This window comes from Burkholderia sp. BKH01 (assembly GCF_025685725.1).
Classification (GTDB): domain Bacteria; phylum Pseudomonadota; class Gammaproteobacteria; order Burkholderiales; family Burkholderiaceae; genus Burkholderia; species Burkholderia pyrrocinia_C.
Map to the genome: position 1 here is coordinate 327,962 of NZ_JAOTQT010000004.1, position 16,778 is coordinate 344,739.

Below are 16,778 nucleotides of genomic sequence, written 5' to 3' on the forward strand. Positions count from 1 at the left end.
GTTTTTTTTACGAATCGTCGAGGAGCATTGCCATGAAAAACAGTCGAGCGCTCATGATGCTGGCCGTCGCGATGGTCGCGGGTCTTGCCGCGGTCGTGTTCGCGTCCCACTGGCTGGTGCAGACATCCACGAGCTCGGTCACGCCCGTCGCGGTGGCGGCCGCCGATCTGAACCTGGGCGAGCCGCTCGGGCAGAACCAGATCCACATTGTGAGCTGGCCGTCGAGCAGCGTGCCGCCCGGCGCGTTCACCGATACGAAGGTGCTCGAAGGGCGGGTGGTGCGCACCAGCCTCGCGCGCGGCGAGCCGGTGATCGAGTCGAAGCTGGCGCCGCTCGGCACGAAGGGCGGGCTGTCCGCGGTGATCGCCGACGGCAGCCGCGCGATCACGGTGCGCGTGAACGATGTGGTCGGCGTCGCGGGCTTCGCGCTGCCGGGCACCTACGTCGACGTGATCGTCAACACGCAGGAGCAGCAGGGCAAGACCGACGGCCAGAGCATCTCCAAGATCGTGCTCGAGCACATCCTCGTGCTCGCCGTCGCGCAGCAGGTCAGCCGCGACGACACCGCACCGAAGGTCGTCAACGCGGTCACGCTGGAAGTCACGCCCGACCAGGCCGAACGGCTCGACCTCGCGCGCAGCGTCGGCACGCTGTCGCTCGTGCTGCGCAACCAGATCGACCAGAAGACGATGAATACGGATGGCGCGACCAAGATGACGCTGCTCGGCAAGCCGCCCGTACCCGATCTGCCGCCGCTTCCCGCTCCCGCACAGGTGCGGACGGTGCGCGTGCACGTCGCGTCGCACGCGGCAGCGCGGCGCGACTGCGTCGGCGTGCTGACGGGCGTGAAGGGCAGCGTGGAATGTTTCTGAAGCAGATCAACACAGCCAGATAAACAGATCGGCCGCCGGCAGGGTACGGCGGCCTCGGAAGTCGACAACCGGCACGGCGCCGGTCTCTCGGGGGATCACACAAAATGAAGATCAAACCGCAATGCACAGGTACCGGCCCGCTGCGGACGCGCGTGGCACGGGGCACGATGATGGCCGCGATCCTCTGTTCGGGATGGCTGACCGTCTATGGCGCACTGGCCCAGGAAGGCATCGAGGCGGGCGTGCTGACGAAGGGCGGCGCCAGCGCGCCGGCCGCGATCGGCAAGGGGCCCGTGCAGATGACCATCAGCATGGCGCCAGCGCCTGTCGCCGCGGCCGCCGCTGCGGCGGGGCCGCTGCGCGGGCCGAACTGCATCGGCGCCGTGCGCGAGTCGACCAGCGTCAGCGTGCCGCTCGGCAAGTCGCTGCTGGTGCCGATGCCGGAGCCGGTCCGTAATCGGACGATCGGCAACCCGGCCGTCGCGCAGGCGACGATGGTGTCGCCGCAGACGCTGTACATCCTCGGGCTCTCGGTCGGCACGACCAACATGATCGTGCAGGGCAAGAGCGGCGCATGCCGCGTGATCGACGTCGCGGTCGGTGCGGACGCCGGCGGCCTGCAGGCATCGCTGCAGCAACTGCTGCCGGCGGAGCGCGACATCCACGTGTCGACCGCCGCCGGCACGATCGTGCTGGCGGGCAGCGTGTCGAACTCGCAGGCCGCGCAGCAGGCCATGCAGATCGCACGCGCATACGGCGACAGCGGCGGCGACCCCGCCGCGGGCGGCAAGCCGGGCGGCGGCGTGCTGAACATGCTGAGCGTCACGTCGCCGCAGCAGGTGATGCTCGAGGTGAAGGTCGCCGAGGTGTCGAAGACGCTGATCAACCAGATGGGCAGCGCGCTCAACATCCAGGGCGGGTTCGGCTCGTGGAGCGGCGCGCTGGTCAGCAGCCTGCTCGCGGGCGTCTCGAGCGCGGTCGCCTTCAGCAAGGCGAACAACAAGCCGTTCAACATCGCGGCCGATGCGCAGAACACCGACAACCTCGTCAAGATCCTCGCGGAGCCGAATCTCGTGACGATCAGCGGCCAGGAAGCGACGTTCCTCGCCGGCGGCAAGATCTTCATCCCGATCCCGCAAAGCAGCGGCAACGGCATCTCGACGATCACGCTGCAGGAAGAGGAGTTCGGCGTCGCGCTGAAGTTCACGCCGACGGTGCTGTCGAACGGCCGGATCAGCCTGAAGGTCGCACCGGAAGTGTCGGAGCTGTCGCAGACGGGCGTCACGCTGAGCGCGTCCAACATCGGCGGCACGTCGATCCTGCCGCTGATCACGACGCGGCGTGCGTCGACGACGGTCCAGATGAGCGACGGCGAATCGTTCGCGATCGGCGGGCTGATCAAGGACAACGCGAGCGGCGCGCTGAAGGCGATCCCGGGTGTGGGTGAAGTGCCGGTGCTCGGCGCGCTGTTCCGCAGCACGTCGTTCCAGCAGGACCGCACCGAGCTGATCTTCCTGATCACGCCGCACCTCGTGAAGCCGCTGCAGACCGCGGACGTGCCGCTGCCGACCGACAGCTTCTCGAAGCCGAACGAGGCCGACGTGTATGCGACGGGCAACATGGAAGGCCGCCGCGGGGTTCGCAAGCCGGGCGCACAACCGATGAACGGCGCAGCGGCGGCACCGCAGGCACCGGCCCAGGCGCCGGTACCGGCACCGGCACCGGCACCGCAATCGGAAGCGCCCGCCGCCGCGGCCGCCGCGCTGCCCGCGCCGCGCGCACCGCAAGGCACGGACGCACAGCCGCCGGTGCCGGCCGAGCCGCAGAAGACATCCGCGCCGGTGGCGGCCACCGCGCCGCAGCCCGACACGGCAAACGCGGCCCGCGTCGCGCGTATCGAAGCCGCCGCCGCACGCCTCGCCGCGGCCGGCCCCGACACGTCGGCCCAGCCGGCGGCGCGACCGAAGCAGCGGGTGCCCGCGGTTGCCCGGGCGCAGGTCGCGCGCTCGGAACCCAAGTCCACCGATCGTTGAAGCCATCCAAGGGGAAGCTCCATGAAATCCGCCTACCTCGTATTCGTGCGCCGCGCGGCGCTCGCCGCACCGCTCGCGTTCGCGCTTGCCGGCTGCATGTCGTCGACCCCGGTGTGGGACAGCCGCTTCGGCGACTCGGTCCGCTCCGTGATGCAGGCCCAGATCATCGACCCGCATGCCGCCGAACACGCGGCATCGGCGTCGGCGGCGGGCGTCGACGGCGGCGCTGCCGCGGCCGCGCTCGACAACTACGACAAGTCGTTCAAGCAGGTCCAGCCGCCGGCCAATGCGTTCGTGATCGGCATCGGCAAGTCCGCGCAATAACGACAGCACGCTCAGGGAGAACGCCATGTCCAGCGCAGCTCGTTATCCGAAAGTCACGCGTCGCGGCCTCCATCGCCAGCGCGGCGCCGTCGCGATCATCGTCGGTCTCGCACTGGCGGTGATGATCGGGTTCGTCGGCCTCGCGCTGGACCTCGGCAAGCTGTACGTCACGCGCAGCGAACTGCAGAACAGCGCCGATGCGTGCGCGCTGTCGGCTGCGCGTGACCTGACTTCGGCCATCAGCCTGTCGGTGGCCGAGGCCGACGGGATCGCCGCCGGCCACCTGAACTTCGTGTTCTTCCAGAACAAGTCGGTGCAGATGGTGACGAATTCGAACGTCACGTTCAGCGATTCGCTGTCCAATCCGTTCCTGCCGAAGAACTCGGTCACGACGCCGGCGAACATCAAGTACGTGCAGTGCACCGCGACGTTGAGCAATATCGCGCACTGGTTCATCGAGGTGCTGAACGTGCTGCCGGGCACGCAGCTCGCGAACGCGGCCACAGTGTCGGCGAGCGCGATCGCGACGGTCGGCGGCGGGCAAACCACCTGTGCGATCCCGGTGTTCGTGTGCCGCGCGACGGGCGCGCCGTCCTACAACGTCGGCGACTGGATCACGTCGCCGTCCGGTTCGACCTACGGGCCCGGCAACTTCGGCTGGGCGGCGCTTGACGGCTCGACGAACGAACCGACCATCGCGAGCGAGCTGTCGGGCAACACCTGCAATATCAAGAGCCCGCCGGACCTCGGCAGCACCGGCCTGAAATCGGCGTCGCTGCGCGCCTGGAATACGCGCTTCGGCATCTATACGAACGGCGCGAACGGCTCGAGCGGGCAGCCCGACTTCACCGGCTACGCGTATGTCGGCCCGAACTACGGGCCGCCCGGGACGGCAGGCATCAAGGGCGACGCGTACACGCAGTTCGTGACCGACCGCGCGAGCTTCAAGTCCTACCAGGGCGACGGCCCGCCGCCGGCAGGCAGCGGGATCGCCACCAACGGCACCACGACGGCGAGCAACTACCAGACCTTTGGCGGCGACCGCCGTGTCGCGCTCGCGCCGGAAGGCGACTGCTCGGCGCTGAACGGCGCCAGCGGCAAGGTGCACGTCACGCAATGGGATTGCGTGCTGATGCTCGATCCGTTGCCGTTCAGCGCCGGCAGCGGCAATGTCATAGCCCACCTCGAATACCTCGGCTCGTCGGTGTCCGGCAACAACCCGTGCGCGACGCACGGGTTGCCCGGCGACGGCAGCGCGTCCGGGATCCAGGTGCCGATGCTCGTTCAATAGGGAGAGGCGATCATGAAAAGGTCCCCGTTTCGCCGTTCGCGCACCCGTGGCGCAGCCGCCGTCGAATTCGCGCTCGTGCTGATGCCGATGATCGTGCTCGCGACCGGCGTGGCCGAGTTCGGCCGCGCGATCTACCAGTACGAGACGTTGACCAAGGCGACGCGCGACGCGGCGCGCTACCTGTCGATCTGGCTGCCGACCGACAGCGCGTATCCGGTGTCGGCGGCGCAGTGTCTCGTCGTGTACGGCAGCACGACCTGCGGGTCGGCCGGCACCGAGCTGGTGCCGGGGCTCACCACGTCGATGGTGACCATCTGCGATGCGTCGCATACGACCGGCTGCAGCGACGCGTCCGACCCGTCGCAATTCTCGAACCTGCCGACCTACGACGCGAACAACAACGCGGCGAGCGGCACGGCGACAGGTGCGATCAACGTCGTCGAAGTGAAGGTCAAGGGCTACACGTACCAGCCGATCCCCGCGTATCCGGGGCTGATGTCGATCACCTTCGGCAACATCATCACCGTGATGAGGCAAGTGTCATGAGCGCGCGCCCTTTCCCCCTGTCGCGCCGGCGCGGCCAGCGAGGCTCGACGATGGTCGAGTTCGGGCTCATCGCGTCGGTGCTGATCATGCTGCTGATCGGCATCTTCGAATTCGGCCGCGTGCTGTTCTACTGGAATACCGCGAGCGAGGCCGTGCGCCTCGGCGCGCGCACGGCGGTGGTCTGCGACGTGAATGCCGCCGGCGTCGCGAAGCGCGTGACGGCGCTGCTGCCGCTGTTGTCGACCGCGAACGTATCGGTGAACTACTCGCCGGCGAGCTGCGACGTGACCACCTGCTCGTTCGTGACCGTGAGCGTCACGAACGTCACGGTCAAGACGATGATCCCTTTCGTGAACGTCACGGTGAAGATGCCGCCGTTCACGACGACGCTGCCGCGCGAAAGCCTGAACTCCGCGACCGGCGGCAACGCTTGCAATTAATCGAACAGACGAGGTACACGACATGATCAACATCCTCGTAGCTTCCGACGACACCGCGCGGCTCACGCAGATCGCGCGCCTCGTGGCCGACTGCGGACGCTATCGCGCGACACGCGCAACCGGCCGCCCGTCGCAGATCGAGCATCGCACCGACGGGCTCGACGCGTTCGACATCCTGCTGGTCGACGGCACGTCGTTCGACCCGTCCGAGCTGTCGGCGATCGAGCGGATCTGCCGCGCGCACGCGGGCCTGACCTGCATCCTCGTGACGGCCGACGCATCGCCTAACGTGCTGCTGGACGCGATGCGCGCGGGCGCGCGCGACCTGCTGCAGTGGCCGCTCGATCGGCAGGCGCTCGGCAACGCGCTCGAGCGTGCCGCCGTGCAAAGCACGCGGAGCGACACCGACGATACGCGGATCGTGTCGTTCATGTCGTGCAAGGGCGGGACCGGCACGAGCTTCGTCGCCAGTAACGTCGCGTTCGAGATCGCCGAGGGTTTCAAGCGCCGCGTGCTGCTGATCGACCTGAACCAGCAGTTCGCCGACGCGGCGTTCCTCGTCAGCGACGAAACCCCGCCGTCGACGCTGCCGCAGCTTTGCGCGCAGATCGAGCGGCTCGACAGCGCGTTTCTCGACGCGAGCGTCGCGCACGTGACGGAGAACTTCCACGTGCTCGCGGGCGCCGGCGATCCCGTGAAGGCCGCCGAGATGCGCGAGGACGCGCTCGAATGGATCCTCGGCGTCGCCGCGCCGCGCTACGACTTCGTGATCTTCGACGTCGGTGTCGGCATCAATCCGCTGTCGATGGTCGCGCTGGATCGCAGCGACCAGATCCAGATCGTGCTGCAGCCCGCGATGCCGCATGTGCGCGCGGGGCGCCGGCTGCTGGAGATCCTCGTGTCGCTCGGTTATTCGACCGACCGGCTGCGTCTGATCGTGAACCGCGCAACGCGCGCGAGCGACCGGACCCGCACCGCGCTCGAGGAAGTGCTCGGCCTGCATGCCGCGTGCACGATTCCCGACGATGCCGAAACCGTGCTCGAGGCGATCAACCAGGGGCATCCGGTATCGCGGCTCGCGCGCGGCACCGCGGTCGCGCGTGCCTTGCAGGGTTGCGCGAAACAACTCGTCGAGGGGGAAGTGCGCGCAGGACGCAGCACGGCGCACAGCGAACCGCTGATCTCCAGGCTCTTCGGGCGCAAGGTCACGCCGAAGCTCAAGTCCATGTAACTCTTTCGGGGAATTCATCATGTCATTGCGCGAACAGATGTCCTTGCACCGGGCCCAGCCTCTGGCGGCGGGCAGCGAACCGGCCGGCCCGGCGCATTCGTCGGTACGCGACGCATACCAGAAGCTGCGCCGCGAAATTCACCAGGCCGTGCTCGAACGCGTCGAGCTGGAGCGCCTGTCGCGGCTGCAGCAGGAGCAGGTCCGCCAGGAAATCTCCTCGCTGATCTCGCGCATCCTCGACGACCAGCGCACGCCCGCGAACGACATCGAGCGGCGGCAGCTCGCGCTCGACGTGTACGACGAGATGTTCGGCTTCGGCCCGCTCGAAGGGCTGCTGCGCGACCCGAGCATCTCCGACATCCTCGTGAACACGTACCGGCAGGTCTATGTCGAGCGCTTCGGCCAGCTCGAACTGACCGACGTGACGTTCTACGACGACGCGCACCTGATGAAGGTGATCGAGAAGATCGTGTCGCGCGTCGGGCGCCGCATCGACGAATCGAGCCCGATGGTCGATGCGCGGCTGCCGGACGGCTCGCGCGTGAACGCGATCATCCCGCCGTCGGCGATCGACGGGCCGCTGATGTCGATCCGGCGCTTCGCGGTCAGCCCGCTGAAGATCGACGACCTGGTGCGCTTCCACAGCCTGACGCCGCCGATGGCGGAGCTGCTCGACGCGCTATCGCGCGCGAAGGTGAACGTGCTCGTGTCGGGCGGCACGGGCAGCGGCAAGACGACGCTGCTCAACATCCTGTCCGGCTTCATCCCGCGCAACGAGCGGATCGTGACGATCGAGGACGCCGCCGAGCTGCAGCTCCAGCAGCCGCACGTGCTGCGGCTCGAGACGCGCCCGCCGAACATCGAGGGCAAGGGCGAGATCACGCAGCGCACGCTGGTGCGCAACGCGCTGCGGATGCGGCCGGACCGGATCATCCTCGGCGAAGTGCGCGGCGCCGAAGCGCTCGACATGCTCAACGCGATGAACACCGGGCACGAAGGCTCGCTCGCGACGATCCACGCGAACACGCCGCGCGATGCGCTGACGCGGCTCGAGAACATGATCAACGTCTCCGGCCTGTCGCTGCCGCCGAAGACGATGCGCCAGCAGATCGCGTCGGCGATCTCGGTGGTCGTGCAGGCGGCGCGGCTGACGGACGGCAAGCGCAAGATCGTCAGCATCCAGGAACTGACCGGGATGGAAGGCGACATCATCAACATGCAGGAGATCTTCACGTTCAAGCGTACGGGCGTGGATCGCGACGGCACGGTACGCGGCCACTTCTGCGCGACCGGCGTGCGGCCGAAGTTCGTCGAGCGGCTGCAGGCGTTCGGCATCAACCTGCCGGATTCGCTGTACGACCCGTCCCAGCGTTACGAGACGAACTGACGGCCTGTCGCTGCTTGCATTCGGGGAGGCTTCATGAACACGATCTTTTACGGTTTTGTGATTCTCACCTTCGTCGCGGTCGTGCTCGCGATCGAAGGCGTCTATCAATGGTGGAACGCGCGGCACGGCGCCGCCGCGCGCCGGATCGAATCGCGCATTCGCGCGATGTCGGCCGGCGGCAACGTGCAGCAGGAGCGGCTGTCGATCCTGAAGAAGCGGATGCTCGACGATTCGAAGCCGTTCGACCGGCTGCTGATGCGCTTGCCGCGCGTGCACTCGCTCGATCTCGTGATCCAGCAATCGGGCCTCGACTGGACGCTCCCGAAGCTGATCGTGCTCAGCGCGGTGTTCGCGGCAATCGCGTGGCTCGCGCTGAGCTTCGCCACGTTGCCGCAACTGGCCGCGCTGCCGGTCGCGCTGCTTGCCGCGTGCCTGCCGACGATGCACATGATGCGCCGCCGTGCGCGCCGGATGCTCAAGCTCGAGCGGCAGTTGCCGGACATCTGCGACATGATCGCGCGCGCGCTGCGTTCCGGGCATTCGTTCACGGGCACGATCGGGATGGTCGGCGAAGAGTTTCCCGATCCGATGGGCGGCGAGTTCCGGATCACGTTCGACGAGGTCAACTACGGCGTGTCGCTGCACGACGCGCTGATGAACCTCGCGACGCGCGTGCCGGTGCAGGACCTGCGCTACTTCGTGATCGCGGTGCTGATCCAGCGCGATACGGGCGGCAACCTGGCCGAGCTGCTCGACAGCATCTCCGCGCTGATCCGCGAGCGCTTCAAGCTGTTCGACAAGGTGCGCGTGCTGTCGGCGGAAGGGCGGCTGTCGGCGTGGATTCTCGGGCTGCTGCCGTTCGGCACCGCCGCGGTGATGGCGGTGGTGAACCGCGAGTTCCTGGCCGTGCTCTGGGAGGATCCGGCAGGGCTCAAGCTGGTCGGCGGGATGCTGATGTCGATGCTTCTCGGCATGTTGTGGATTCGCCGTATTGTCCGGATTCGTGTCTGACGCGCGAATCGAATAACGAACCGTTGCGAGGCTGTCATGCAAAATCTGAGCGTGGTCCAGGCCGTGATGCTGGGCGGCTTGTTCATCTTCGTGGCCGGCGGCGTGCTCGTCGCGATGCTGCTGTTCGCGCCGCGCAGCATCCAGCGCCGGCTCCAGCAGGCGGGCGGTGCCGGTGGGGGCGCCGTCGCGGGCTCGGGCGACGGCGACGACCTGGCGTCGCGCTGGGTCGCGAAGCTGGTCGAGCTGTCCACCCCGATCTCGAAGCTGTCGGTGCCGAAGGAGGGCTGGGAGAATTCGCCGCTGCGCATCCGGCTCATGAATGCCGGATGGCGCAACCAGAGCGCGGCCGCACTCTACTTCACCGCGAAGACGCTGCTCGCGCTCGCGTTGCCGTGCGCGGCGCTGCTGGGGCTGATCACGACCAAGCTCGGTGATGAGCGCGAGTTGTTGTCGGTCATTCTCGTGGCGCTCGCCGGAATCGGCTACTACATCCCGAACGTCGTGCTGTCGAAGCGGATCAAGGCGCGCCAGCAGAAGATCTTCGAGGATTTCCCGGATGCGCTCGACCTGCTGACGGTGTGCGTCGAAGCGGGGCTCGGGCTCGACGCGGGGCTGATGAGGGTGAGCGAGGAGCTGCGGTTCCGCAGCGAGGTGGTCGCGAGCGAACTCGACCTGCTGCTGCTCGAGATGCGCTCCGGCTTCACGAAGGAGACGGCGCTGCGTAATCTCGCGCTGCGCACCGGTGTCGAGGACATCGAATCGTTCTGCGCGATGCTGATCCAGGCCGATCGCTTCGGCACGAGCATCAGCGAATCGCTGCGCGTGCTGTCGGACATGCTGCGCACGCGGCGGCGCATGCGCGCGGAAGAGCGCGCGGCGAAGATCGCGCTGAAGCTGCTGTTCCCGCTGATCTTCTGCATCTTTCCCGCGCTGATGCTGGTGCTGCTCGGGCCGGCGATGATTCACGTCTATCGCGTGCTGCTGCCGACGTTCGTCACCATCGCGCCGTGAGCGCCGTGAGCGGCGGGCACGCGCGGCTTCGCCTGTGCAGCTGAAGGTTTTGCGTGCCGGCCCCGACACACGCGCCGGCCGGCACGGCAACAGGCTTCATGGAGGCTCCCTCCCCAGGCGGCGCCGCGAGACAGGTCGACCATAGCGGCGTCAATGCATCCTGGACCCATGGTCGGCCATGGAACAAGCCGTAGTCCACCGCCTTCGTCGGCTGCCCCCTACTGCTGCCCCTGAAGGCCGTTGCCGGCCTCCCGGCCGGTGCGCGGGGCAACGAATCGCGCCGCTCGCGCAAGCCGGTTCGCGTGCCCGCCGCGTCACCGCATCACTGGAAGTGATGCACATAACGCAGCACCATCCGCGTCCCCTGCGGCCGGTTTCGCGCTTGGAACTCGAAGTACGTATTGAACAGCAGGTGATCGTGCGGCGAGAAGCTGACCATCGCGCCCGGGCCGATTGCCAGCACGGCCTCGCGCGTACCGGGCACGTCCTGCCCGTTTTCCTTCATGTCGGTGGTCTGGCGCAGCCAGTAGCCGTTGAGCCCCAGCCGCAGGCCCGGGCGCACTTCATACTCGGTCGCGAAGTTCGCATGGATCGCCTGGCCGGCCCGGGTCGACGTCACGTCGGGGCCGAGCGACGCGGCCGGCTGATGGTTGGTCGCGTTCCACAGATAGTGCAGGCGCCATGACACGGTCCATTTCGGCGTCAGCCACAGCGTCGCCGCCCAGTACGGGTCGAACGACCAGAAATGGCTGCCCGGGTTGATCGCGCGCGACGGATCGTACGCGCCGGTCGGCGCGATGAACTGGAATTCCACGCGCTGCGCGAAGCGCGGGCCCTGCGCGCCCATCACCGGGTCGAACTGGATGAACGGGCCGATCAGCAGATCGCCGAACCCGGCCCGTGAATTCAGCGCGACGTTGCCGATGCCGTCGTCGGTACGCGCCGATGCAATCCACGGCAGGATCACGTCGAGGCCCGGATGCATGCCGGCGAACGTCAGCGGCGATTGATAGACGAGCTGGCTCAGGCCCGCGAACAGGTCGATGTCCTGCTTCGGCAGGCCGACCTTGTTGCCGGCATTGTCGTTGATGCGGCCGGCCGTGTAGTACTGCAGGTACTGCGTGCCGTACCAGCCGGAGCCGGCCGGCGGCATCCCGTCGAGAAAACTGGTCATGCCGAGGTTGACCGGCGGCAGGTCGGCCGCGTTGGCCGACGCGTGGCCGGCCAGGCCGGCGATCGCGAGGCCTGCGACGACGAGCAGGCGAGAGCCGAGTTTCATGTTCACCACCTCCTGGATATTTATTTGTATAACTAATCAAACGATGCGTGAAAGATCGGGGTGATCGGCAATCGCACGATACTGGCCGGCGTGGAACACGAGCGGAGCCTTGCCGAACGCGTCGAACTGCTCGATCTGGCCGATGAAGAGCAGGTGATCGCCACCTTCGTAATGGCCGACGTTGCGGCACACGAAGCGCGCGCTCGCACCGTCGAGGCAGGGCACGCCGCCGCTGTCCGAATCCACGTGAAGCACGCCGTCGAACTTGTCGGCACTGGGCGTCGCGAAGCGGCGCGACAGGTCGATCTGGTCGTGCGCGAGGATGTTGATCGCGAAGTGGGTGGCCGCGACGAAATCGGGCCGGCTCGGCGCGACCTTGCGAAGGCTCCACAGCACGAGCGGCGGATCCAGCGACAGCGACGAGAACGAGTTGGCGGTGAGGCCCACCTTGCGTCCGTCGGCCGCGCACGTGGTGATCACGGTGACGCCGGTCGGGAACTGCCCGAACGCGGCACGCAATTGCATCGGGTCGACGCTTGGGCTGCAGGTAACGGTCGTTTCCATGTCGGTTACTCCGAACGGGTACTGTGTTCGCGGATCAGCGCCGCGCACGCCGACGGCTCGAACCACCACGGCGAGAACCGGCGCGGATCGTCGAAGCCGTCGACGATCGCCGCGGCGAGCGACGGCAACTGGCCGGCCGCGCCGAGCAGTTCGAGAATGTGCGGCGGCGGCGGCGTGAGCAGCGAGTTGGTCCAGCGCACGACATGCTGCGCGTAGGCCCAGTAGCCTTCGAACGTCTGCTGCATCCAGTCCTCGCCGAACGGCGCGGCATCGCGCGCGACGATCGCGTCGAAATAGGCCTTCGCGCATTTCGCGGCGTTGTTCGATCCTTGGCCCGTGATCGGATCGTTGACCACCACCGCATCGGCCATCCCGAACACCGTGCGGCCCGACGGCAGCCGGAAGAACGGCTTGCGCACCGTCGGCGCAAAGCGCCCGGACAGCGTGCCGTTCGGATCGGTCAGCTCGACGTCGCGGCAGCGCTCGAATTCCCACGGCACATACTGCTGCAGGAACGACAGGCTTCGATCGAGGTGCTGCTCGGGCGTTTTCACGTCGGCCCAGCAGTCGAGCGGGCCGCCCGGAATGCCTTCGAACACCATGATTTCGCACGGGCCCGTCGTGGTCAGCGCGGGAAACACGAAGTACTCGCCGATGCCGGGCAGCAGGTTGAAGCGCACCCGCGAATACGGCTGGCTCGGCGCCATCCCTTTCACGTAGGTGAGGGCGAGCGCGCGTTGCGGGCGGTCGAACGCGCTGCGCGCGTCGTCGCGGCCGAGCAGGTTGACGATTTCGCCCTTGCCGGCGGCGAGCAGCACGAGATCGTGGCTGCGCGCCAGTTCCTCGAGTTCGGGCACGTCGACGTCGCAGATACGCACGTCCGCGCCGCGGCGCCGAACGCCGTCGAGCCAGTCGGCCATCTTCACGCGCTGGTCGACGGACTGCGCATAGCGGGTCAGCCGCGACGACCAGTCGATCGCCTTGCGGCCGTTGCCGTCCGGGTGCGGCACCGCGATGCCGATGCCTTCGACGGACGGGCACGCTTCCTCCCAGGTGTTCAGGCCGAGATCGCGCTCGATCTGCAGCGCGGTATGGAACATGCACTGGCTCGACATGACCTTGCCGGCGCGGATCTGCTCCGCGTCGCGGTTGGTCGCGAGCGTGACGTGGTAGCCCTGGTCGAGCAGGGCGAAGGCGAGTTGCAGGCCGGACTGGCCGGCGCCGACGATAGCGATGCGTCTCATGAGAATGTCCTTGGATGGCCGGATGCCGGCCGGAATGGTTGCGGGGAGCGGCGGCGGGCGGTCATTCCGCCAGGCGCGGAATGGCCGGCACCGCCTGTTCGGGGCCCATCGCGGAATAGCCGCCGTCCACTGCGTAGTCGGCGCCCGTCACGAAGCTCGCCGCATCGCTGCACAGGAACGTCACGACCTGCGCGACCTCCGACGGATCGCCGACCCGGCCGAGCAGGTGAAACGGCGCGGCGACGCGATCGGTCTTCGCGCGGTCGCCGTGCGTCAACTCGTCCATCACGCGCGACCACATCCACCCCGGCGACACCGAGTTGACGCGAATCCGGTCGGGCGCGAGATCCATCGCCATGCTGCGCGTGAGCTGGCGGATCGCCGCCTTGGAGGTCGGATACAGCCAGCGGCCGGTTTGCGCGCACTGGGCCGAGATCGAGCTGAAGTTCACGATCGCGCCGCCGCCGCGCCGGACCATGTGCGGATGAACGGCCTTCGCCAGCATCGCCGCCGACACGACGTTCACGTCCATCGCGGCGAGCCAGTCGTTGCGGGTCGCCTGGATGCCGTTGTCGACATAGCTGCACGCGAGGTTGACGAGCATGTCGATCGCGCCGAACCGTTCGGCGATGGCCGACACCGCGCGCTCGATCGCACGGTCGTCGGTGATGTCGATCGCGACGAACATCGCGCGTTCGCCGAGCGCATCGGCGACGCGCGAGCCGTTCTCGGTATCGAGATCGAGTATCGCGACGCACGCGCCGGCACGGGTCAGGTCCTGCGCGACCGCGGCGCCGATCAGCGTGGCGCCGCCGGTGACGATCGCGACTTTGCCAGCAAGGGTAGTCATGGGGTATCTCCCGGAATCGAAGGGTGACGGAAGGGCCGCGTCAATGCGCGTCCGGCGATGGTTCGCTGTCCTGCCAGCGGCGCATCAGGCCGTTGGACGGCACGGTTTCGTCGAGCAGCTTGCGCGCCGTTTCGACGCCCGCGACCGGCAGGCCGGCCGGATCGAGCAGGCCGATCTGCACGAGCACGCTCGCCTGATCCCAGTAGATGTGTTCGTGATAGAGCTTGTCGCCGCGAAACTTCACGATCGCGACGAGCGGGATCTCGACGCGCCTGCCGGTCGGCGCGACACCCGGCAGCATCCAGTCGATCTCGGTGGTGTGCGTGAAGCAGAACAGCAGTTCGTCGACGATCTGGCTCGCGCCGATCGTGCGCGAGATCGGCGTGATCGTGGTGTCGGGCGGATTCGCATGCACGAAGTGATGCGTGTAGAAACGCTTGAGCTCGTCGTAGCCGACACCGCCCGTCAGCGTCGGAATATGGTTGACGTACGGCTCGGCCACCATCGTGGCCATCGTCGAGTCGACGTTGCGCGTGTCGAACTCGTGCAGGAGATGCGCTTCCCACAGCGAGGAGAGGTCGTAGTGCGGCCCGAGCGCGGCGCGGAACGCGGCGATCGAGCGCTGATGCGCCATGATCGCGGCGGCCTTGTCGAAATGGTCGCCGCCGATGCGGGCGAACGCGTGATCGACACCCGGATAGACATACACCTCGACGCCTTCGCGCCCCGACAGCGCTTCGGCGATGCGCTGCTGCGCGTCGGGCGGGCAGAAGCGGTCCTGCGCCGCGATCTGCAGCACGAGCCGCCCGCGCTGGTGCACGGCCTCGTCCAGCGCGTGCTCGATGCCGACGCCGTAGTAGCTGACCGCGGCCGCCACGCCCGGCAGCCGGCATGCGGCGAGATACGCGAGCTTGCCGCCGAGGCAGTAGCCGAGCACGCCGGCTTCGCCCGTGCATTCCGGCCGTTGCGTGAGCACGCGCAGCGCGGCGCCGACGTCCTCGACGCCCTTGTTCTCGTCGTACTCGCGATAAAGCGCCATCGCGCGCTCGAAATCGGCAGGGGAATCGCCGAGCTCGATCCCCGGCGACTGGCGCCAGAACAGGTCGGGCACGAGCACCGCGTAACCTTCCTCCGCGTAGTAGTCGGCGGTTTCCCGCATGGTCGCGTTCGCGCCGAAGATCTCGTGGCACAGCACGATGCCCGGCCCCGTGCCGCCGGCCGGCGTGCTCAGGTATGCGCGAAACGTCCCGCCGTCCGGCGACGGAATCTCGATGTAACGTCCTTTCATGTGTCCCTCCATGCTGTTTGTTTCCGTGACGGGCCCAGTATTGGCGGACGAAACGCGCGCTTCTATCCGCTTTCTTCGGCCGGTATCCGCGAACTCCGGAAACCTGACGATCCGGCCGCCGCGCCAGGGCCGGCGCGCGGCCGACTGCGGGTATGTGCGGATACGGAAGCCCCGCACAGTTTTCTACGATGCGCGAACGGTCCGATTCTTGCGTCGTTTGCGCGGGACTTGCGGGTTCGGATGGCCGGACTGTCCGGATACTCCGGGCGCTATCCGGATCGTGCAGCGGGATTCCCCAATACCGGGAACGCATGCACGGCGCGAGTGCGATCGAGCATGACGGGAGAACTTCGATGGCGCAAATTTGCGAAACCGGCTGGCTTGCCGACGCCGCCTGTTTCAATCACGACAACCTGATGCTGCAGTCGGACGATGTCGACGAGGTGCGCGCACGCGTCGCCGATGTGTTCAAGCCGCACCGGCTCACGCCGATCGGCCAGTCGCGCGCGTTGCACAGCTGCATGCACCATGCGCGCTGGGGCAACCTGTCGTTGAACCTGCTCGATTACGGCGGCGGCGTCAGCATCGAGCCGGGGCCGCTCGAACACTTCTTCCTGTTGCAGATTCCGCTGCGCGGCGACGCCGAGATCGAGTGCGGCTCGACGCGCTTCGTGTCGTCGCCGGGCACCGCGTCGCTGATCTCGCCGACGCTGCCGCTCAAGATGCGGTGGGGCGATGCATGCCCGCAAGTCATCCTGCGCATCGAGCGCGAGGTGATGGAGCGCCACGCGCAGCGGCATTTCGGCGACGATCGGCGCGCGCCGGTCGAATTCGAACCGGAATTCAGCCTGTCGTCCCAGCAGGGGACGTGTCTGGCCCAGATGCTGCCGATCCTCGCCGGTGCGATCGCGACGGATGCGCATCCGCTGCGTCACCCGCTCGCGTTCGAGCAGCTCGAATCGACGTTGCTCAACCTGCTGCTGCACGGCCAGCCGAACAGCGCGCGCAACGGCACGCGGCACCTGCCGATGGCGCTTGCGCCGTTCTATGTGCGTCGCGTCGAGGAATACATCCGTGCGCATCTCGACGAGCCGCTGACGATCGAACGGCTCGCCGAGCTCGCCGGTGTCAGCCCGAGCACGCTGTTCGCCGGTTTCCGCAATCGCCACGGGATCACGCCGATGGGCTTCGTGCGGCAGTTGCGGCTGCAACATGTGCGCGAGGCGCTGCTGGCCGACGACACGCCGGGGCTCGCGTCGGTCACCGACATCGCGCTGAAATGGGGATTCGCGCACCTCGGGCGCTTCGCGATCGAATACAAGCGGGCGTTCGGCGAGTCGCCGTCGGCGACGCTCAGGTTGCGGCGCGTGCGGAATTGAACCCGTAGTGAGCCGCCGGCGCGCACGC

The 16,778-nt window shown here is 67.7% G+C and carries 16 protein-coding genes; 11 read left to right on the forward strand and 5 right to left on the reverse strand.

All coding sequences use genetic code 11. The features are described from left to right. The first annotated feature begins 32 nt into the window (after positions 1-32). The 10 genes from cpaB (at position 33) to OEJ37_RS09385 (ending at position 10,146) form a co-directional block, all read left to right on the forward strand. Positions 33-872: a Flp pilus assembly protein CpaB gene (gene cpaB, locus OEJ37_RS09340; RefSeq protein ID WP_175920050.1), complete on the forward strand. Its 840-nt coding sequence runs from the start codon at positions 33-35 to the stop codon at positions 870-872. Between the two features lie 104 nt (positions 873-976). Continuing rightward, the gene (locus OEJ37_RS09345) at positions 977-2,905 is read left to right on the forward strand and encodes a type II and III secretion system protein family protein (protein WP_263344096.1); all 1,929 of its coding nucleotides are present in this window, start codon (positions 977-979) and stop codon (positions 2,903-2,905) included. Between the two features lie 21 nt (positions 2,906-2,926). Next, positions 2,927-3,229, forward strand: a complete 303-nt coding sequence (locus OEJ37_RS09350; protein ID WP_174417066.1) for a hypothetical protein — start codon at positions 2,927-2,929, stop codon at positions 3,227-3,229. Positions 3,230-3,254: 25 nt separating this feature from the next. After that, the gene (locus OEJ37_RS09355; protein ID WP_263344097.1) at positions 3,255-4,520 is read left to right on the forward strand and encodes a pilus assembly protein TadG-related protein; all 1,266 of its coding nucleotides are present in this window, start codon (positions 3,255-3,257) and stop codon (positions 4,518-4,520) included. A gap of 12 nt (positions 4,521-4,532) precedes the next feature. Next, complete coding sequence (locus OEJ37_RS09360) at positions 4,533-5,066, forward strand: TadE/TadG family type IV pilus assembly protein (RefSeq protein WP_174417064.1); 534 nt, start codon at positions 4,533-4,535, stop codon at positions 5,064-5,066. Continuing rightward, positions 5,063-5,506, forward strand: a complete 444-nt coding sequence (locus tag OEJ37_RS09365) for a TadE/TadG family type IV pilus assembly protein (RefSeq protein WP_174417063.1) — start codon at positions 5,063-5,065, stop codon at positions 5,504-5,506. Before OEJ37_RS09360 ends, OEJ37_RS09365 begins: the two co-directional genes overlap by 4 nt. Before the next feature lie 22 nt (positions 5,507-5,528). Then, positions 5,529-6,737 carry an AAA family ATPase gene (locus OEJ37_RS09370; protein WP_174417062.1) on the forward strand — a complete coding sequence of 403 codons (1,209 nt, stop codon included), beginning with the start codon at positions 5,529-5,531 and terminating at the stop codon, positions 6,735-6,737. A 19-nt stretch (positions 6,738-6,756) separates the two neighbouring features. Further along, positions 6,757-8,124, forward strand: coding sequence for a CpaF family protein (locus OEJ37_RS09375; RefSeq protein WP_174417061.1), 1,368 nt, complete (start codon positions 6,757-6,759; stop codon positions 8,122-8,124). 33 nt (positions 8,125-8,157) lie between these two features. Then, entirely contained in the window at positions 8,158-9,135 is a 978-nt protein-coding gene (locus OEJ37_RS09380) for a type II secretion system F family protein (protein WP_174417060.1), read from the forward strand. Between the two features lie 36 nt (positions 9,136-9,171). Next, positions 9,172-10,146 carry a type II secretion system F family protein gene (locus tag OEJ37_RS09385; RefSeq protein WP_263344099.1) on the forward strand — a complete coding sequence of 325 codons (975 nt, stop codon included), beginning with the start codon at positions 9,172-9,174 and terminating at the stop codon, positions 10,144-10,146. 322 nt (positions 10,147-10,468) lie between these two features. On the opposite strand, the gene OEJ37_RS09390 is transcribed toward OEJ37_RS09385, so the two are convergent. The 5 genes from OEJ37_RS09390 to OEJ37_RS09410 form a co-directional block, all read right to left on the reverse strand. Continuing rightward, a complete protein-coding gene (locus OEJ37_RS09390) occupies positions 10,469-11,425 on the reverse strand; it encodes a transporter (protein ID WP_263344100.1) in 957 nt (318 codons plus the stop codon). 36 nt (positions 11,426-11,461) lie between these two features. Then, positions 11,462-11,989: a flavin reductase family protein gene (locus tag OEJ37_RS09395; RefSeq protein ID WP_174417057.1), complete on the reverse strand. Its 528-nt coding sequence runs from the start codon at positions 11,987-11,989 to the stop codon at positions 11,462-11,464. Positions 11,990-11,994: 5 nt separating this feature from the next. Beyond that, the gene (locus OEJ37_RS09400; protein ID WP_174417056.1) at positions 11,995-13,233 is read right to left on the reverse strand and encodes a styrene monooxygenase/indole monooxygenase family protein; all 1,239 of its coding nucleotides are present in this window, start codon (positions 13,231-13,233) and stop codon (positions 11,995-11,997) included. A gap of 61 nt (positions 13,234-13,294) precedes the next feature. Beyond that, positions 13,295-14,083, reverse strand: a complete 789-nt coding sequence (locus tag OEJ37_RS09405; protein ID WP_174417055.1) for an SDR family oxidoreductase — start codon at positions 14,081-14,083, stop codon at positions 13,295-13,297. A gap of 40 nt (positions 14,084-14,123) precedes the next feature. Further along, positions 14,124-15,371 carry a dienelactone hydrolase family protein gene (locus OEJ37_RS09410; RefSeq protein WP_174417054.1) on the reverse strand — a complete coding sequence of 416 codons (1,248 nt, stop codon included), beginning with the start codon at positions 15,369-15,371 and terminating at the stop codon, positions 14,124-14,126. Between the two features lie 353 nt (positions 15,372-15,724). On the opposite strand from OEJ37_RS09410, the gene OEJ37_RS09415 reads away from it, so the two are divergent. Beyond that, complete coding sequence (locus OEJ37_RS09415) at positions 15,725-16,750, forward strand: AraC family transcriptional regulator (protein WP_208459205.1); 1,026 nt, start codon at positions 15,725-15,727, stop codon at positions 16,748-16,750. The last annotated feature ends 28 nt before the right edge of the window (positions 16,751-16,778 follow it).